Source organism: Streptomyces sp. NBC_01537, assembly GCF_045040445.1.
GTDB lineage: Bacteria > Actinomycetota > Actinomycetes > Streptomycetales > Streptomycetaceae > Actinacidiphila.
Genome location: NZ_CP109392.1, coordinates 9,361,289 through 9,377,441, shown reverse-complemented (window position 1 = coordinate 9,377,441; position 16,153 = coordinate 9,361,289). Strand labels below are relative to the sequence as shown.

The following is a 16,153-nucleotide window of genomic DNA, read 5'->3' as shown; positions in this document are numbered from 1 at the left end:
AGGACCCGCAGTTCACCGGTGTGACGCATGCCACATATATGAACCATCCGGACCTGCGGCCTCGTCTACACGGCGTCCGTTCCGCCACCGCTCCCGAAGAAAAGGACGGAACACGTGGCTCGCTTTTCCATCGACTACGACCTGATGACCGTCCTCGCCCGGGATATGTGGCATCTGCGTGACGAAATGGATGTCTCCTCCAAGGCGAACCACACCTTCGCCGAGTCGGATATCAGTCCCCGCCGGGAGACGGCCGAGGCGCTGACCGACTTCTACGGTGCCTGGCGGAAGTCGTTCGACCAGGCGTGGAAGGTCATGACGGACCTCGGCAATCTCCTCGACGAGGTGGGCAAGGCTTTCTACGACCAGGACGCGTCGACCTCCGTCGGCGCGGCCGAGCAGGTCGCCGCCTTCCAGCGGCAGAAGGCCTCCTCGGAGCAGGAGGCGTACGAGCAGCAGAAGGACGCCCTGCGGCGCAAGGAGCTGGCCTGGGAACTGGAGGCCCGTTACAAGACCAGGCGGGCGCTTCTGCTGAAGCAGCAGGGGGAGTTCCAGAAGAAACAGCAGGTGCTGGACAAAGAGCAGGAAGCGCAGCAGAAGAGGCAGGAAGACCTCAACAAGGAATCCGACGCGCTGTCGCGGCAGCAGGAGCCCCTGCAGAGGAAAGCGGACGAGCTGCAGCAGAAACAGCAGGCGCTGTGGGCGCAGGAGAAAGCCCTGCGCAATGAGCAGGAGTCGGCCTTCCAGCAGAAGCAGGACGCCCTGCAGAAGGAACAGGACGCGCTGCAGAAGGAGCAGGAGCCCCTGCTGAAGAGGCAGCAGGAGCTGCAGCAGAGGCAGCAGGCCCTGTGGGCGCAGGAGAAGGCCCTGCGGGAGGAGCAGCAGTCGGCCTTCCAGCAGAAGCAGGACGTCCTGGAGCGGGAGCAGCGCGCCTACGACGCCAAGGCGGACGCTCTGCGGCAGCGGCAGGAGGCCCTGTGGCGGGAGCGGGACGCCCTGCTGGGCGACGACAGGACGACGCAGGCGGACCTGGACGCCTGGCAGAAGAAGCAGGACGCCCTGTGGAAGGAACAGGACGCGCTGTGGAAGGGGCAGGGCGAGCCGCTGCAGAAGAAGTGGGAAGCCCTGCAGAAGGAGCAGCAGGACCAGGGGAAGGCGTTCGATCCTCTGGAGAAGCGGCAGGAGGAGCTGGACCGGGAGCGGGACGCCCTGGACCGGGAACAGGAGCCCCTGACGAAGAAGCAGGAAGAGCTGGAGAAGAGGCAGCAGGCCCTGCAGAGCGAGCAGCAGACCCTGCGGGACGCCCAGGACAAGGGCTTCGAGGAAAAGCAGGCGGCCCTGGACCGGGAACAGGACGCCCTGCGCAAGGAGCAGGAGCCGCTGACGAAGAAGTGGGACGACCTGCAGACACGGCAGCACGCCCTGTGGCAGGACCAGTCGGCCAACGATGACGCGCAGGACGCGCTGAGCAAGGACCAGGAGCCCCTGCTCCAGCAGCGGGCGGACCTCGATCAGACCTACGCCGAGCAGCAGGACAAGCTGCGCGACTACCACTACGACCCGGCCAGCGGCGAGGGCGACCCGCTGATGAGAAGGCGCGGGATGGACGACGGGCTGGGGGATCCGCCGCCTCCGGTGCCGGGCGGCTACACGACGGAGACCGCCGAGAGCACCACGACGGTCTCGTACAAGCTCGACGCGAGCGGTCAGGTCGAGGTCGACAAGAACGGCGACCCCGTCGAGACGACGACCACCGTCACCGACAAGACCACCGGGCTGGTCTACTCCGAGACCCACCACGCACTGTCCGACGACGGCGACTCCGTGACGACGATCCGCAGCTCCGACGGCTCCGTCCGCAAGGTCTACCTGGACGTCTCCCCCGCCGACGGGCCCGCGGGATCCATGGAACGCTTCGTCACCGACGGGAACGGCGACACCCTCCAGATCTGGTCCAAGGACCCCGACGGCGACTGGGTGCTGAGGATGGACAAGGACACCTACCTCGCCTCGGAGGCCGGCCAGCAGGACGACCAGCAGTTCCTGGACAGGCCTCCCGCCTACCTGACGGTGGAGAACCCGCTCGTCGGCGCGGACGGCCGCCCGGCCGGCGATCCCCCCTCCCAGGAGACGACGACCACGCTGGCGGACGGCAACACCCGGACGGAGTTCACCCGCGCCGATGGCTCCGACCTGAAAGTCGTCACGACACCGACCGCGCGCTACGTCGCCGGCGCGAACAACGAGATCCAGGAGATCTGGCTGAAGCGCGCGGACGGGACCGGCTGGTACCTCAAGGACTCCATCACCCAGCACGTGCGTTACGGCGACGAACCCCCGCTCGGAACGCTCGGCGAGAACTGGCGCTGACCTCCCTCCCCCGCTGATCCCCTCCCCGAAGCTCCCCGCGTGCGCCTCCCCTCGGCGCACGCGGGGCCCCACCGAAACAGAGAGAAGACCACCATGCCCCGTAACGTCGTCGACCAAGAGCAGATCAACGCCACGGCCGCCAAGCTCAACAACGCCGTGAACAGCACCCTGGTGCCGGAGCTGAAGAGGCTGCAGGACGAGGTCGACGCGCTGCTCGGCGACGGCCTGGTGCTGTCGCAGACCAGCCCGAAGCTCCGTGACTCGTACGCGAACTTCAACACCTCGGTGACCCAGGCGGTGAACAACATCACCGAGTTCGCCAAGCAGTTCCAGCAGATCGGCGACTCCGTGACCAACCTGGACAGCCAGATCGCCGGCGGGATCCCCTCCTGACCCCTGAACCCACCTGACCAGGGGTGCCCACCTGCCCGGATCCCCCTCCGGGCGGGCATCCCCTCCGAAGGGGCGCCGGTCCTCTCCCCCTGGGACCGGCGTCCCTTTTGTTACTTCCGGATCAACACTCATCAGTAATCTCAGAATCACCTCAAGGACTCTTGAAACCCGCAGATTCACTCATAGACTCCGAAGAGGAACCGATCCCTCCGCTCCACCCATGACTGTGGGGGTCGCTCCGGGTACCCGTGCTCGCTCTGCCCAGCTCTCGCCGCACGCGCGGCGTCCGACCGGACCGGCTCATGAGATCAACGCCGGTCTTGGGGGAACTCTCATGAGACCGTCGATACCCAGCCCACTCCCAGGTGGGAGCGCTCCCGTCGAGCGGGACCGACATCCCGGCGACACCGGCGACACCGGCGACACCGGCGACACCGGCGACGAAGCCGTTCGCAGACTCTACGAAGAGCACCACGGGCCGCTGCTGCGCTATGTGTCCGGTCTCCTGCGCGGCGACCGTCAGCGCGCCGAGGACTTCGTCCAGGAAACCCTGGTACGCGCCTGGCTGAGCGCCGCGGACCAGCCGCCGGGCTGGTCGCCGCCCCGCGCCTGGCTGTTCAGGGTGGCGCACAACCTGGTGATCGACTGGGCCCGGCGGGAGCAGTCACGCCCCGAACTCCACCAGGAACACGTCCTGGAGACGCACAGCGATCCCGTGGACCCGATGAGCCAGGCGGTCCACCGGCGCTTCATCGTGCACGCCCTGTCCCGGCTCTCCCGCCCCCACCGCGAGGTGCTCTTCTACGTCTACGTGCTCGGCTGCAGCGGCCCCGACGCCGCTGACGCCCTGGGCATCCCGCCGGGAACGGTGAAGTCCCGCACCCACCACGCCCTCCGGGAACTGCGGCGCCGGCACCCCCAGCCCGAACTGGCGGCGGCATGACGGGGATGGCGCTGGGCAAGCCCGGCGGATCGCTGGTGACCGCCGGCCTCGTCGCCTTCGTCGTCCTGGTGCTGCTCTTCCTTCTCCTGCGGCACTTCGTACGCGGGCAGGGCGGCTGGCGGCGGTTCCGGCGGCGGATCGCCCAGGAGACGGCGCTGACCCGGCGGGCGTTCGGCGAGCCGCTGCGCGCCTTCCGGCGGCACCGCCGGGGGGTACGGGCCCTGGCCCGCCAGCTGTCCGAGCCCCGTACCGGCCTGCTCGTACGGCGGCTGCTGGACTCGGCCGCGGCGGCTCTGTCCGATGCGCCGGGCGCCTTCCCGTACGCCCTGTGGCTGGCGCCGGAGACGGCCGCCGTCCAGATCGCGGCCCGCCGGCTGCCCGGTCCCCCCGCTCCCTGGGAGGACGGCGCCGGGCCGGGTGCGCACGTCTGGCTGCTGGCCCTGGACGAGCAGGAGGCACTGCCCGAGGGCGCGCCCCGCCCGGGTTCGCGCGCCAGGCCGCTGCCGGTCGCCGTGGGCATGGCGGACGACGCCTGCGTCCATCTCGACCTGGCGGCCGGGCCCCGGCTGGTCACCGTCGAGGGCGACCCCGCCGCCCGGCTCCGGCTGCTCCAGGCGCTGGCCGCGCAGCTGGACCGGTCCGGCAGCGGAGTGTCGGTCACCGTGACGGACAACGTCCATCCGCACCACCCGGGGGAGCGGCTCGACTCCGTACTCCGGCGCCTTGAGGACACCCCCGCCCCGGCCGGGGACCTGGACCGGCCCGCCACCACGGAGGCGGTCGTCTGCGCCGCCCCCACCGGGGACCAGGCCCGCCGGCTCGGCGCGCTGGCCGCCTCCGGCTCCGTCGTCGTCCTGGTCGACGGCCGGGCGGCCGCCCACAGCTGGGCCCTGCGGGTGGACGCCCGGGGCCGGGTCACCGCCCCCGAGCTGTGCCTGGACGCCGACTCCGGCCCCCTCGGCAGGGGCGTCGCCGCCGCGATCCGCGCCGACCGGCGCCGTACCCGGCGGATGCCCGCCGCCGCGCCGAGGCAGCTGCCGCCTGAGCTGCCGGAACTGCCGGATGAGCCGTCGGTCGCCGCGTCCGGATCCGACCTGCTGTCCGAACCGGCCACCGCCCGCGAACAGCCCATGGCGGCTTCCTCGAACGCCCCGGGCGAACTCTGAGCCTGCGCCTGCTCGACCAGCCGCCCATCACCAAGCCTCCCGAAGGGGAGACATGAAACTTCTCGTCACCACCGTCGCCGACGGCGATCCCGCCACCCGCCAGGACATCCTGCTCGACGCGGCCGGCACTACCGCGCTCAAGGACATCGCCTCGCATCTGGCCGAGGTGAGCGGCGCCGGCCGGCGCGGTGACCTCTACCTGGGCGGCGAGCCGCAGGCACCCGGCACCGCGCTGGCCGGCAGCCAGGTCATGGACGGCAGTGTCATCGGCCTCGGCGCGGCCGTGCCGCCGGCCGCCGCCGCGTACGGGCCGGAACGCGCAGCCATGCCGCAGCCGCACCAGGTGGACCACTCGCCGGTGGTCGAACTGCAGGTGGTGGGCGGACCGGATGCCGGCCGGGTGTACCCCCTGGGCCTCGGCACGCACGGCATCGGCCCGCTGGAGGACTCGGCCGTGCCGCTGCAGGGCCGCGGTGTGCCGTCCGACGGTGTCCGGGTGACCGTACGCCCCGACGGATCCGCCCTGGTCGAGCTGGACGGGGACGGCGAGGTGCGGCTGTCCGTCCCCGAGCCGCCGGAGCACCGGGGCAGGCCCAATGTGGAGCTGCTGCCCCTCGCGGGGGACGACGGGGACGAGACGCAGGAGGAGGCCGCCGCGGTCGCCGCCGGTCTCCCCGAGGGCTGGGAACTCTGGCCGCTCGGCGGGGAGCTGGCCATCGGGGAGTCCCTGCTGCGGCTGTGCGAGCCGACCGTGAGGGACGCCGCGGTGCTGCCGTCCGAGGGTGGTGGCGGCCTGGACTACAACCGTCCGCCGCGCATCCTGCCGCATCTGGCACCCGAGCGGTACCGGCTGCCCGGGCCGCCCGAGCCGCCCGGTCGGCGGCCCATTCCGCTGCTGGCAGCCCTCGCCCCGATGCTCATGGGCGTCGCCATGGTGCTCTTCTTCAACTCGTACTTCTATCTGATGTTCATGCTCCTGACGCCGCTGCTGATGGCGGCGAACCATGTCAGCGGGCGCCGCACGGCCCGCAAGGACTTCGAGGAGAAGTCCCGCACCTACCGGCTCCGCCGTGCCTCGCTGGAGGAGGACGTACGGCAGAAGGTGGCCAGGGAGCGGCAGCTGCGGACCGAGAGCGCCCCCGACCCGGCCGTACTCGGACTGTGGGCGGTCGGCCCCGGCAACCGGCTGTGGGAACGCCGCCGTGGCGACCCGGACCATCTGGCCCTGCGCGTCGGTACCGCCGGGCAGCCGTCGCTGCTGGGTATCGACGACGCGGCGCGCGAGGAGAACCACACCTCCGTGCACTGGACGATCCCCGACGCACCGGTCAGCTTCGACCTCGTCGGCTGCGGAGTGGTGGGCCTGGCCGGCGAGACCGGGACGGTCCAGGGCCTGGCCCGCTGGCTGACGGCCCAGGCCGCCGTCCTGCACACCCCCCGGGATCTGCGGATCGTCGTACTCACCGACAAGACGGCGGAGGAGTCCTGGGACTGGGTGCGCTGGCTTCCGCACTCCCGGGACGGCCTGCCGGGCTCACGTGGCGGCGCAGTCACCCTCATCGGCAACGACCCGGAGACGGTGGGCAACCGGGTGGCCGAGCTGGTCTCCGCGCTGCGCACCCGCCAGCGGGCGGCCGAGTCGACCATGAGCAAGGCGCTGCTCAGCGAGCCGGACGTGCTGGTCGTGATGGACGGCGCCCGCCGCCTGCGCGACGTACCCGGTGTGGTCTCCATCCTCAAGGAGGGCCCCTCGGTCCGGATCCTCTCGATCTGCCTGGACCAGGAGGAGCGGCTCCTCCCGGAAGAGTGCACCGCCGTGGTCCGGCACGAGAACCACCTGGTCACGCTGCGCCGCACCGGACAGCCCGACATCCCCGACATCCGCCCGGACCTGGTCGAGCCCGCATGGTGCGAGCGCCTGGCCCGGGGCATCGCGCCGATCCACGACGTCACCCCGGACGCCGCGGAGGGGCTGCCCGTCCACGTCGGGCTGCTGGAGCTGCTGGGCCTGCCGGAGCCCAGCGGCCCCGAGATCGCGGCCCGCTGGGCGCAGCTGCCGGCGTCCACCGCCTTCCCGCTGGGCGCCGGTTACGACGGTCCGGCCGCCTTCGACCTGGTGAAGGACGGCCCGCACGGCCTGGTCGCGGGCACCACCGGCTCCGGCAAGTCGGAACTGCTGCAGACCTTCGTGGCCTCGCTCGCCGCGGTCAACCGGCCCGACGAGCTGACGTTCGTCCTGGTCGACTACAAGGGCGGCAGCGCGTTCAAGGACTGCGTACGGCTGCCGCACACCCTCGGCATGGTCACGGACCTCGACAGCCACCTGGTGCAGCGCGCGCTGACCTCGCTGACGGCCGAGGTGGTCCGCCGGGAGCACATCCTGGCGGACGCCGGGGCCAAGGACCTGCCCGAGTACCAGAGCATGCGCCGCCGTGACCCGGAACTGGCGGCCGTGCCCCGGCTGGTGCTGGTCATCGACGAGTTCGCCACCCTGTTCCGGGAGATCCCCGACTTCATCCCCGGCCTGGTGAGCATCGCCCAGCGCGGGCGGTCCCTGGGCATCCACCTGATCCTGGCGACCCAGCGGCCGGCCGGCGTGGTCAACGCGGACATCCGGGCCAACACCAACCTGCGGATCGCCCTGCGCGTGACCGACGCCGGCGAGAGCCAGGACGTCATCGACGTCAAGGACGCCGTCAGCATCTCCCCCACCACGCCCGGCCGCGCCCTGGCCCGCCTGGGGCACGGCACCGTCGTCCCCTTCCAGACCGCGTACTCCGGAACCCCGCTGCCCGGGGCCGCCGGGGCCGCGCCGGCCCAGGAGCCCGACAGGCCGCAGGAGCCGACCCCGGTCCGGACCACCGAACTGCCCTGGCAGCGCCTGGGCCGCACCGCCGGGCTGCCCGACCTCGCCGCCGCCCCTGGTTCCCCCGCGGCGGACGCCGATCTCCCCACCGCCCTCAACGCGCTGGTGGAGGCGGTGTCCGACGCGGCCGAACTCACCGGCTGCGCCCCGCAGCGCAGCCCCTGGCTCCCCCCGCTCGGCCGGTGCGTCCTCATCGACGACCTGCCGCAGCCCGATCCCGAACACTCCGGCGGCGCCCGACTGGCCCCGGTGGCCTGGGCGCTGTCGGACCTGCCCGCCTCGCAGGCCCAGTTGCCGGTCCAGCTGGACCTCGACTCCTTCGGGCATCTGTACGTCGTCGGCATCCCCCGGTCCGGACGCTCACAGGTGCTGCGGACCATGGCCGGGTCCCTGGCCCGCGGCCACTCCTCGAAGGACGTCCACCTGTACGGCGTCGACTTCGCCGGCGGCGCACTGTCCGCCATGGGCGTGCTTCCGCACTGCGGCGCGGTCGTCCCCCGGGGCGACATCGAGCGGCTGGAACGCCTGCTGGGCCGGCTCGACGCAGAACTGGACCGCCGCCAGGCCGAACTGACGGCGCTTCATGCCAGCAATCTGGCGGAGCTGCGCGAGATCCTGCCCGCCGCCGCCCGCCCCGCGCACATCATGCTGTTCGTCGACGGCTGGGACGCGCTGGCCGAGCTCGTCTCCGAGCACAACGGCGGCCGGCAGATGGACCAGCTCAACCGGCTGCTGCGGGAAGGCGCCGCCTCCGGTCTCCATGTCGTCGCGACCTCCGAGCGCGCCCTGCTCTCCGGACGGGCCACCGCCCTCAACGACAACAAGCTGCTGCTGCGGCTCAACGACCGCGCCGACTACCACAGCGTCGGCAAGCGCCCGCGCGACATGCCCGACCTCATCCATCCCGGACAGGGCTGGACCTCCGACGGCGCCGAGATCCAGGTCGCCCTGCTCGCCCCCGGCGCCGCCGGCCAGGACCAGGCCGAGGCCCTGCGCCGCATCGGCGCCGAGGCGGTCCGCCGCGACGCCGGACTGCCCGAGGAGCGCAGGCCCGCCCGGATCGGCACCCTCCCGGCGAAGGTGGCTTTCACCGACGCGTACGAGAAGGTGCGCGAGGAGCTGCGCCGCCCGATGTGGGGCCTGCTGGGCCTGGGCGGTGACGACGTCTCCCCCGTGGGCGTCGACTTCGCCGACGCCTCCCCGACCCTCGTCGTCGCCGGACCCCCCGGATCCGGCCGCAGCACCACCCTGGCCTCCCTCGCCGTCTCCCTGCTCTCCTCCGGCACCCGCCTCGCCGTCCTCGCCCCCCGCGACTCGCCCCTGCGCACCCTCGCCTCTCACCCCGGCGTACGGTTCCTCACCTCGGCGGACCCCACCGCCCAGGAGCTCGCCGGCATCCTCGGACCCGACGGCGCGCCCCGCGTACTCCTCGTCGACGACGCCGACATGCTCGGCCAGGCACGGATCGACCAGGAACTCCGTGACCTCGTCGAATCCGGCCGCGACCGCGGCATCGGACTGGCCGTCGGCGTCTCGGCCGAGGCCATGTCCGGAGCGATGGGCTGGCTGGGCGCTCTCAAGCGGCGGCGCCGAGGTGTGCTGCTGGGCCCCCAGAGCCTGCTCGAAGGCGACATCCTCGGTGCCCGGCTCACACACGCCCACCTGCGCAACCGCATGCTGGGCCGGGGTCTCACCGTCGACCAGCGCTCGGGCGGGCTGATCAATGTGCAGATCCCCGAGACCGTGCTGGAGTAACGGAACGGACGGACCGTCAGTCCTTCGTGGCGTCGGAGTCCGCGGCGGCCGCCGCGCTCTGTGCGGCGTCCACGATGCGGGTCAGCTCGGCGACACCGGGGCCGGAGCCGGTGGCGGACGGCGCCGGTGTGACGGTGGCGGTGGCGGGCGGTCCGCCGCCGTCCGCCGCGCCGGCGTGGCCGCCGCAGGCGGTGGTGAGGGCCGCGCAGACGACGATGACGGCGGCGAGAGCGGCCGTGCGGACGGTGCGGGTCACGTGGTGGCTCCGTTGTCGTTGGCCTCGCACCAGTCCTGGACCTCGGCGAGGTCTTTCTGCCTCTGCTGGAGCGTGGGCACCAGGGACTTGCGGAAGGTGAGCCGGTCCTTGAGGTAGGTCTCGATCTCGGTGTGGCCCGCGGCCTTGGCGTTGTCGACGCGCTGCTGGAGCCGGGCGATCGAGCCGCGCGTGGTCACCGGGCCGTTCAGCCGGGTCAGGGCGCGGTCGATACGCCGGTCGATCTTGGTGGCGCGGTGGCAGAGCGCCTGGGCTCCGTCCGTGCTGGGGACCGGTGCAGGGCTGCCGCTGTCGGCGGCCGCCGGCCCCGCGAGCCCGAGGAGTGCGGCGGCGGTGGCGACCGCTACTACGGCGGTCCTGTGGCTGTATGGCATGACGTACTCCTTCTTCCTGCTGTACGCGGTGGTGACGCCGCGCGGTACGGAAGTTAGGAGCCTTCTTTGTGGAAACCTTGTGGCCCGCCGGCGGCGCTGAGCCAGTCACGGCGCAGCAGAGGCAGCGTCGGCGTCCGGTCAGTGCCGGTGCCGGCCGGGCCGGTGAGCGGGAGGCGCACCTCCAGGCGGGTCCCCGGCCCGCCCGGCCGGTCGTGGATGGCGATCCGGCCCCGGTGCAGGGCGATCTGCTGGGCCACCAGCGTCAGTCCGAGGCCGGAACCGGGGCTGTCCGGGCGGCGGTGGAAGCGTTCGAATACCGCGGTGCGGGCATCGGGCGCGATGCCCGGGCCGCGGTCGTCCACGGTGATGACGGCGGCCGGGACGTCGCGGTCGCCGCTGCGGCGCAGCGTGACCTCCACCCGGGCGGTGCCGTCGTCGTGGTTCCGGCCGTGCACAAGGGCGTTGGTCAGGAGGTTGTCCACGGCGGAGCGCAGTCCCTGCTCCCAGCCGTGTACGAGCAGGCCGGAGGCCAGGTGCGCCGTCACCTCGGCGCCCGGGTGCCGGCGCCGCAGGTCGGCGGCCGACCCGTCGATCAGTTCGGCGAGGTCGACGGGACCGAAGGTGTCCTCCTCGACCAGGTCGCCCTGCGCGAGGGCTCTGAGCATGACCAGCATGCCGAGCAGCCGGGCGTGTTCGTGCCGCAGATCCGCCAGCACCTCGGTGCGTTCGCCCTCCGGCAGGCCGGGGTGGCCGGTGAGGATGTCGAGGTTGGTGCGCATGCTCATCAGGGGGTTGCGCAGTTCGTGCGAAGCGGCGGCGGCGAACGAACGCGCCGTGGCCAGCGCCTCATGGGTCCTGGCGGCCTGCTCGTCGTAGCGGGCCAGCACCGTCTGCAACGTGCTCGCCAGGTCGTCCACCTCGGAGATCCCGGTCGGCGTGTGCTCCAGCCGTACGCTGCTGGCACCGGGGTCCAGCCCGCCGGCCCTTTCCTGGAGGCGCCGCAGGGGACGTACCGCGCCCCGGGCGACCGCCCAGGCCAGCAGCCCCGCCACCGGGGCAGCGAGCAGCGCCACCATCAGCACGCGTCTGCGCACCAGGCGCAGCTGGGTGTCGGCCGCGGTGTCGGGCGAGAACAGCCACAGCGTGCCCAGGGCTTTCCCGCGCGGGCCGGTCACCGGGACCGACATCACCCGCCAACTCGTGCCGCCGGCCCGTACGGTGACCGGCACGGACGCGCCGGTCAGCGGAACCGACGCGGCCGGCTGCGGGCCGCCCGACGCGGTCACCGTGCCGTCGGGGCCGGTCAGCCGGATGCCGACGTCCAGCGCGGTGGCGAACAGCCGCCGCGAGCGGGCCTGTTCGGCAGCCGGGCGTTCGTTCGCCGTGGCGCGCAGCACGGCCTTGGCGTCCTTGGCCACCGCTGCGGCGCGGTCGCGCAGATGGGCGTCCTGTTCCCGGTGCAGGTCGGTGGCGACCAGGCGCAGCAGCAGTGCGCCGGAGGCCAGCACCAGCAGCGGCACCACCGCCCCCACGGCGAGCGCGATCCGCGTCGACAGCCTCATGGCCGGTCGGCCCTGAGCACGAACCCGACCCCGCGTACGGTGTGCAGGATCCGCGGGCGCCCGTCGGCCTCCAGTTTGCGCCGCAGATAGCTGACGAAGGTGTCCACGGCGTCGGTGCGGACCTCGAAGTCGTATCCCCACACGCGGTCCAGCAGCTGGTCGCGGGTGAGCACCAGCCCGGTGTTGCGGGCGAGCATCTCCAGCAGCTCGAATTCCCGCCGGGTCAGCGTCAGCGGCTCGCCGTCGATGCGCGCCTCGCGGGTGCGGGGGTCGATCTCCAGGCCCGCGGCCCGTACGGGACCGGTGGCGGCGGGCGGGCGGCGGCGCAGCAGCGCGTGCAGCCGCAGCACCAGTTCCTGCAGGGCGAAGGGCTTGACGAGGTAGTCGTCGCCGCCCGCCTGCAGCCCCGCGACCCGGTCGGCGAGCTCGTCCAGCGCGGAGAGCATCAGCACGGGGACGTCGTTGCCCTGTCCGCGCAGCGTCCGGCACACCTCGATGCCGTTCAGGTCGGGCATCGAGATGTCCAGCACCACCGCGTCGGGTTCCGCGTCCCGTACGGCGGCGAGCGCGGCCCTGCCGCCTGCGGCCAGGCCCACCGAGAAGCCGTTCAGCCGCAGGCCGCGCTCCAGCGACCGCCGCACGGCGGCATCGTCATCCGCCACCAGCACCCGTCCGCCCGTATGTCCGTCCGTGCTCACAGCGGCGATCGTACGTCCAGGGGCACATCTGGGGAGAGGGACTGCTCGGCCCAGATGGTTTTGCCGGACCGGCCGTAGCGGCAGCCCCAGCGGTCGGTGAGCTGGGCGACGAGGAAGAGACCGCGGCCGCCCTCGTCGGAGATGTGGGCGCGGCGCAGGCGCGGCTGGGTATTGCTGGGGTCGGAGACCTCGCAGGCCAGGACGCCGTCGTGGATGAGGCGCAGCCCGACCGGCCCGGCGGAGTAGCGGATGGCGTTGGTGATCAGTTCGCTGACCACGAGTTCGGTGGTGAAGGCGAGGTCGTCCAGACCCCAGGCGGACAACTGCCGACGGGCGGCGGTCCGGGCGTCGGCGACTGCCGCGGGGTCGCGGGCGAACCGCCAGTTCGCGACTCCGGCCGGCCGGATGGCGCGGGTGCGGGCCAGGAGCAGGGCGATGTCGTCCCGGGGCGGAGCGTCCCCGGCGGTGGCGAGCAGGGCCCGGCCCGTCTCGTCGAGCGGCCGTCCGCCGCCCCGCGCGGACAGCGTCGTGAGGGCGCGGGCCAGCCGCCGGGTGCCTGCGGCGATGTCGTCGGCGCCGGTGCGTACGAGCCCGTCGGTGTACAGGACGAGGACGGTCCCGGCGGGCAGCACGGTCCAGGTGGTCTCGAACGGCAGGCCTCCCACGCCGAGGAGGGGGCCCGGGGAGATCTCGACGGCGTGGACGGTGCCGTCGGGCAGGGCCATGAGCGGCGGCGGATGGCCCGCGCTGGCGAGGTCGAGGCGGCGGGTGACGGGGTCGTAGACGGCGTAGAGGCAGGTGGCCCCGATCATGTCCTGCTGGCCCGGGGGCGCCTCGTTGGCCAGTTGCTGGACGAGGTCGTCCACGTGGCTGAGCAGTTCGTCGGGTTCCATCTCCAGCTCGGCCAGGGTGTGGACGGCCGTGCGGAGGCGGCCCATGGTGGCGGTGGCGTGCAGGCCGTGGCCGGACACGTCGCCGACGACGAAAGCCACCCGCAGGCACGGCAGGGGGATGACGTCGAACCAGTCGCCGCTGATGCCGGAGGCGCCTGCGGCGGGTACGTACAGGCCCGCGGTGGCGGCTGCCGGGGTGTCGGTGGCCGGGCGGGGCAGCAGACGCCGCTGCAGGGCGGCCGCCGCCCGGTGTTCCCGGGTGTACCGGCGGGCGTTGTCCACGCTCAGCGCGCCGCGGGTGACGATTTCCGTCAGCAGGTCGGCGTCCCCCCGGTCGAAGGGGTCGCGCCCGTCGGTACGCCAGACCACGGTCGCGCCGAGCAACAGGCCGCGGGCGAACAGCGGAGCCGCCACGGCCGACTGCCCGTCCTCCGGGATGAACTGCGGGATCATCTCGGGGTGCCCCTCCGCCACGGCCATCGCGGCCGCCCGGTCGGGTATGACGATGGTCTCCCCCTGCTGGATCATCTCCAGCACCGGCAGGTTCAGCACCGGCTGGGGATCCACCCTGCCCGTCCCGGGAAACCCGGCCGGCCACGGCCCCGCCGAGGCGGTGGCCACCCTGCGCATGTGCCAGTCCCCCATGCGGGCCAGCTTCGGCGGCTCGTCGCCGTCGAGCACCGCCTCGGCCAGGCTCACCCAGGCCAGGTCCCCCAGGGCCGGTACGAGGACATCGGCCAGGTCCTGCGCGGTACGCACCACATCGAGGGAGCCTCCGATCCGGGCCGCGGCCTCGTGGAGCAACCGCAGGTGGCGGCGGTCCCGCAGGTGCTCGGTGATGTCGGTGAACATGGTGACGACACCCGCCGGACGGCCTCTGCCGTTGTCGAGGCGGAAGGCGGACAGCGACAGGGCACGCCGCCGTCCGGGCTCGGCCGACGACCGGACCCACCGCTCCAGACCTTTCACCGGCACACCGGTGTCGATCACCCTGCGAAGGGCCTTATCGGTGCTCCGGGCGTCCTCCGGGGACAGCAGATCGCTCAGCCGCCGGCCGAGGACCACGGTGTCGGCCCAGCCGAACCGCCCGCCGCTCAGATTGGTCCGCACGATGGTCAGCCCGGCGTCCTGGACGCAGATCCCGACCCGGTCCTGCGCGAGCAGGGCGCGCGCGAACGTCGCGTCCCGCCCGCAGTCGTCGACGAGCCCGGCGGGAACCGCCAGCATCACCGTCCCGGCGGACCCCTCCATCCGCTGCACACGCCAGGCGACCTCGACATACCGCCCCGAACTGTGCCGGAGCATTCCCCGCCCCGCCTCCGGCGCCTCCGGCCCGCCGGGCGGGGCGAAGGGCCCGCCTTCCTCCCCCGGCGCCCCGGCGAGCAGGTCCCGTACGGGCCGGCCGCAGGCCTCCCCAGCCGTGAAGCCCAGCAATTCGGCGGCGGCACCGGACCACCCCAGCACGATGCCCCCGCTGTCGACCACCACGGCGGCCGTACCGCTGAAGGCGTCCATCCCACTTCTCCCCGCCGCCGGAGCCAGGGCCTGTCCGGCGGAACCCGGCGATTAGACCCTTGTATTCCGGTATACCCGCCTTTGCACCGAGCCACCTCACGTGGCCGGTCATCACGTGACGCCAGAGGGGAAGCAGGCGCCTACGGAATGAGTTCACGAGGTATGGCGATCATCCACAACACCACAATGACCCCCGGCAAGCTGGAGCTGCTCGCATCCTGGCTGCCCGCGCAGCCGTGGTACCTCGGCACGGAGCGCGAGCCGGTACTGACCAAGGCCGGCGGCTTCCGGCTCGACGACCCGGAGGGCGAGGTGGGGATCGAGTTCATGGTGGTCAGGGACGAGTCCGGTGACCGGCCGGTCTCGTACCACGTACCGCTCAGTTACCGTGGAGCACCGCTCGACGGAGCCGATCAGGCCCTCGTCGGCACGTCCGAACACGGGGTGCTGGGACGGCGGTGGCTGTACGACGGGACTCACGACCCGGTGCTCGTCGCCCAGTTGCTCGCCCTCCTCCAGGGTCTCGCCGAGCCGCAGGCACAGAGCCTGACCGATACTCCCGACCCCTCCGTCACCTCCTCCTTCGCCGGATCCGGCTTCCCGACCGCGGTCAAGTCGATCGCCGTCGCCAACGGCTCGCACGGCACCCGCCTCACGGTGGAGACCGGGGCGGCGAGGCAACTGTCCGTCCGGGTGACCCGCGTCCTCGAGCCGGATCCGCAGGCCCCCGGCACGAACCCGGCCGGGGCCCAGGGCTACGTCACCGCCGGGTGGCGCCTGCCGGACGGCGGCGAGAGCCGCGGCGTCTTTGCCGTCCTGGGCGACCCGGCGCCCTGATCAGCCGATGGCCGTGGGGCGGCGCTTCCGGCAGGATACTCAAGTGGCCAGAAACCAACCGTCCTTGACCGGCGGCGACCCCGACGATCCCTTGCTGGCAGTGGCCTTGGAGGACCTGGCCTGGTACGCACGGTCGCGCGACACGGCGCGCAGGGCGAACCGGGCCACGGAACTGGCCGGGCTGCTCGCCGGAGCCGCCACCGTCGTCACCGCCGGCATCTCCGCCCCCGCGGCCGTCACCGCCACGGTGGCCGGCGCGGCGGTCTTCATCGGGGGCTACCGCCAGGTCTTCAACCACAACGAGCGCTACGTGCTCGCCGCCGAAGCCTGGTCACGGCTGCGTCTGGCGATCCGTCGCTACGAGCTCTCGGAGCGCGACGAGGAAAGCCGCCGCCAACTGCAGGAAGAGGTCGAGGGCACGGCGACCTCCGAACTGCAGGACTGGGCCGCCTCCCGCCGGGGCCTGCGGCCCGGCCCGGCACCCGGCGGTCAGCAGCCCTAGGACCG

At 72.7% G+C, this 16,153-nt stretch carries 12 protein-coding genes; 7 read left to right on the top strand and 5 right to left on the bottom strand.

Annotated features, from left to right (window positions below; all coding sequences use genetic code 11):
• The first annotated feature begins 114 nt into the window (after positions 1-114).
• The 5 genes from OG607_RS42945 to OG607_RS42925 all read left to right on the top strand — a co-directional run bounded on the left by OG607_RS42945 (position 115) and on the right by OG607_RS42925 (position 9,493).
• Positions 115-2,370 carry a hypothetical protein gene (locus tag OG607_RS42945; RefSeq protein WP_405735518.1) on the top strand — a complete coding sequence of 752 codons (2,256 nt, stop codon included), beginning with the start codon at positions 115-117 and terminating at the stop codon, positions 2,368-2,370.
• 93 nt (positions 2,371-2,463) lie between these two features.
• Positions 2,464-2,763, top strand: coding sequence for a hypothetical protein (locus tag OG607_RS42940; RefSeq protein WP_405735515.1), 300 nt, complete (start codon positions 2,464-2,466; stop codon positions 2,761-2,763).
• A 334-nt stretch (positions 2,764-3,097) separates the two neighbouring features.
• Positions 3,098-3,706, top strand: coding sequence for a sigma-70 family RNA polymerase sigma factor (locus OG607_RS42935; protein WP_405735512.1), 609 nt, complete (start codon positions 3,098-3,100; stop codon positions 3,704-3,706).
• Positions 3,703-4,872, top strand: coding sequence for a hypothetical protein (locus tag OG607_RS42930; protein ID WP_405735510.1), 1,170 nt, complete (start codon positions 3,703-3,705; stop codon positions 4,870-4,872). Before OG607_RS42935 ends, OG607_RS42930 begins: the two co-directional genes overlap by 4 nt.
• Positions 4,873-4,924: 52 nt before the next feature.
• Complete coding sequence (locus OG607_RS42925; RefSeq protein WP_405735508.1) at positions 4,925-9,493, top strand: FtsK/SpoIIIE domain-containing protein; 4,569 nt, start codon at positions 4,925-4,927, stop codon at positions 9,491-9,493.
• Between the two features lie 16 nt (positions 9,494-9,509).
• Here the strand turns inward: OG607_RS42925 and OG607_RS42920 are convergent, their stop codons facing one another.
• From OG607_RS42920 to OG607_RS42900, 5 genes are read right to left on the bottom strand one after another with little or no spacing between them, the layout of a single operon-like run.
• Positions 9,510-9,749, bottom strand: a complete 240-nt coding sequence (locus OG607_RS42920) for a hypothetical protein (protein ID WP_405735506.1) — start codon at positions 9,747-9,749, stop codon at positions 9,510-9,512.
• On the bottom strand, positions 9,746-10,141 hold the full coding sequence (locus OG607_RS42915; RefSeq protein WP_405735503.1) for a hypothetical protein: 396 nt from the start codon (positions 10,139-10,141) through the stop codon (positions 9,746-9,748). The genes OG607_RS42920 and OG607_RS42915 overlap by 4 nt, the downstream gene beginning before the upstream one ends.
• A 53-nt stretch (positions 10,142-10,194) precedes the next feature.
• Entirely contained in the window at positions 10,195-11,703 is a 1,509-nt protein-coding gene (locus OG607_RS42910; RefSeq protein WP_405735500.1) for a sensor histidine kinase, read from the bottom strand.
• Complete coding sequence (locus OG607_RS42905) at positions 11,700-12,401, bottom strand: response regulator transcription factor (RefSeq protein WP_405735498.1); 702 nt, start codon at positions 12,399-12,401, stop codon at positions 11,700-11,702. The genes OG607_RS42910 and OG607_RS42905 overlap by 4 nt, the downstream gene beginning before the upstream one ends.
• On the bottom strand, positions 12,398-14,809 hold the full coding sequence (locus tag OG607_RS42900) for a SpoIIE family protein phosphatase (RefSeq protein WP_405735496.1): 2,412 nt from the start codon (positions 14,807-14,809) through the stop codon (positions 12,398-12,400). Before OG607_RS42900 ends, OG607_RS42905 begins: the two co-directional genes overlap by 4 nt.
• A 162-nt stretch (positions 14,810-14,971) precedes the next feature.
• On the opposite strand from OG607_RS42900, the gene OG607_RS42895 reads away from it, so the two are divergent.
• The gene (locus OG607_RS42895; RefSeq protein WP_405735494.1) at positions 14,972-15,646 is read left to right on the top strand and encodes a maltokinase N-terminal cap-like domain-containing protein; all 675 of its coding nucleotides are present in this window, start codon (positions 14,972-14,974) and stop codon (positions 15,644-15,646) included.
• 43 nt (positions 15,647-15,689) lie between these two features.
• Positions 15,690-16,148: an SLATT domain-containing protein gene (locus OG607_RS42890; RefSeq protein ID WP_405735491.1), complete on the top strand. Its 459-nt coding sequence runs from the start codon at positions 15,690-15,692 to the stop codon at positions 16,146-16,148.
• The last annotated feature ends 5 nt before the right edge of the window (positions 16,149-16,153 follow it).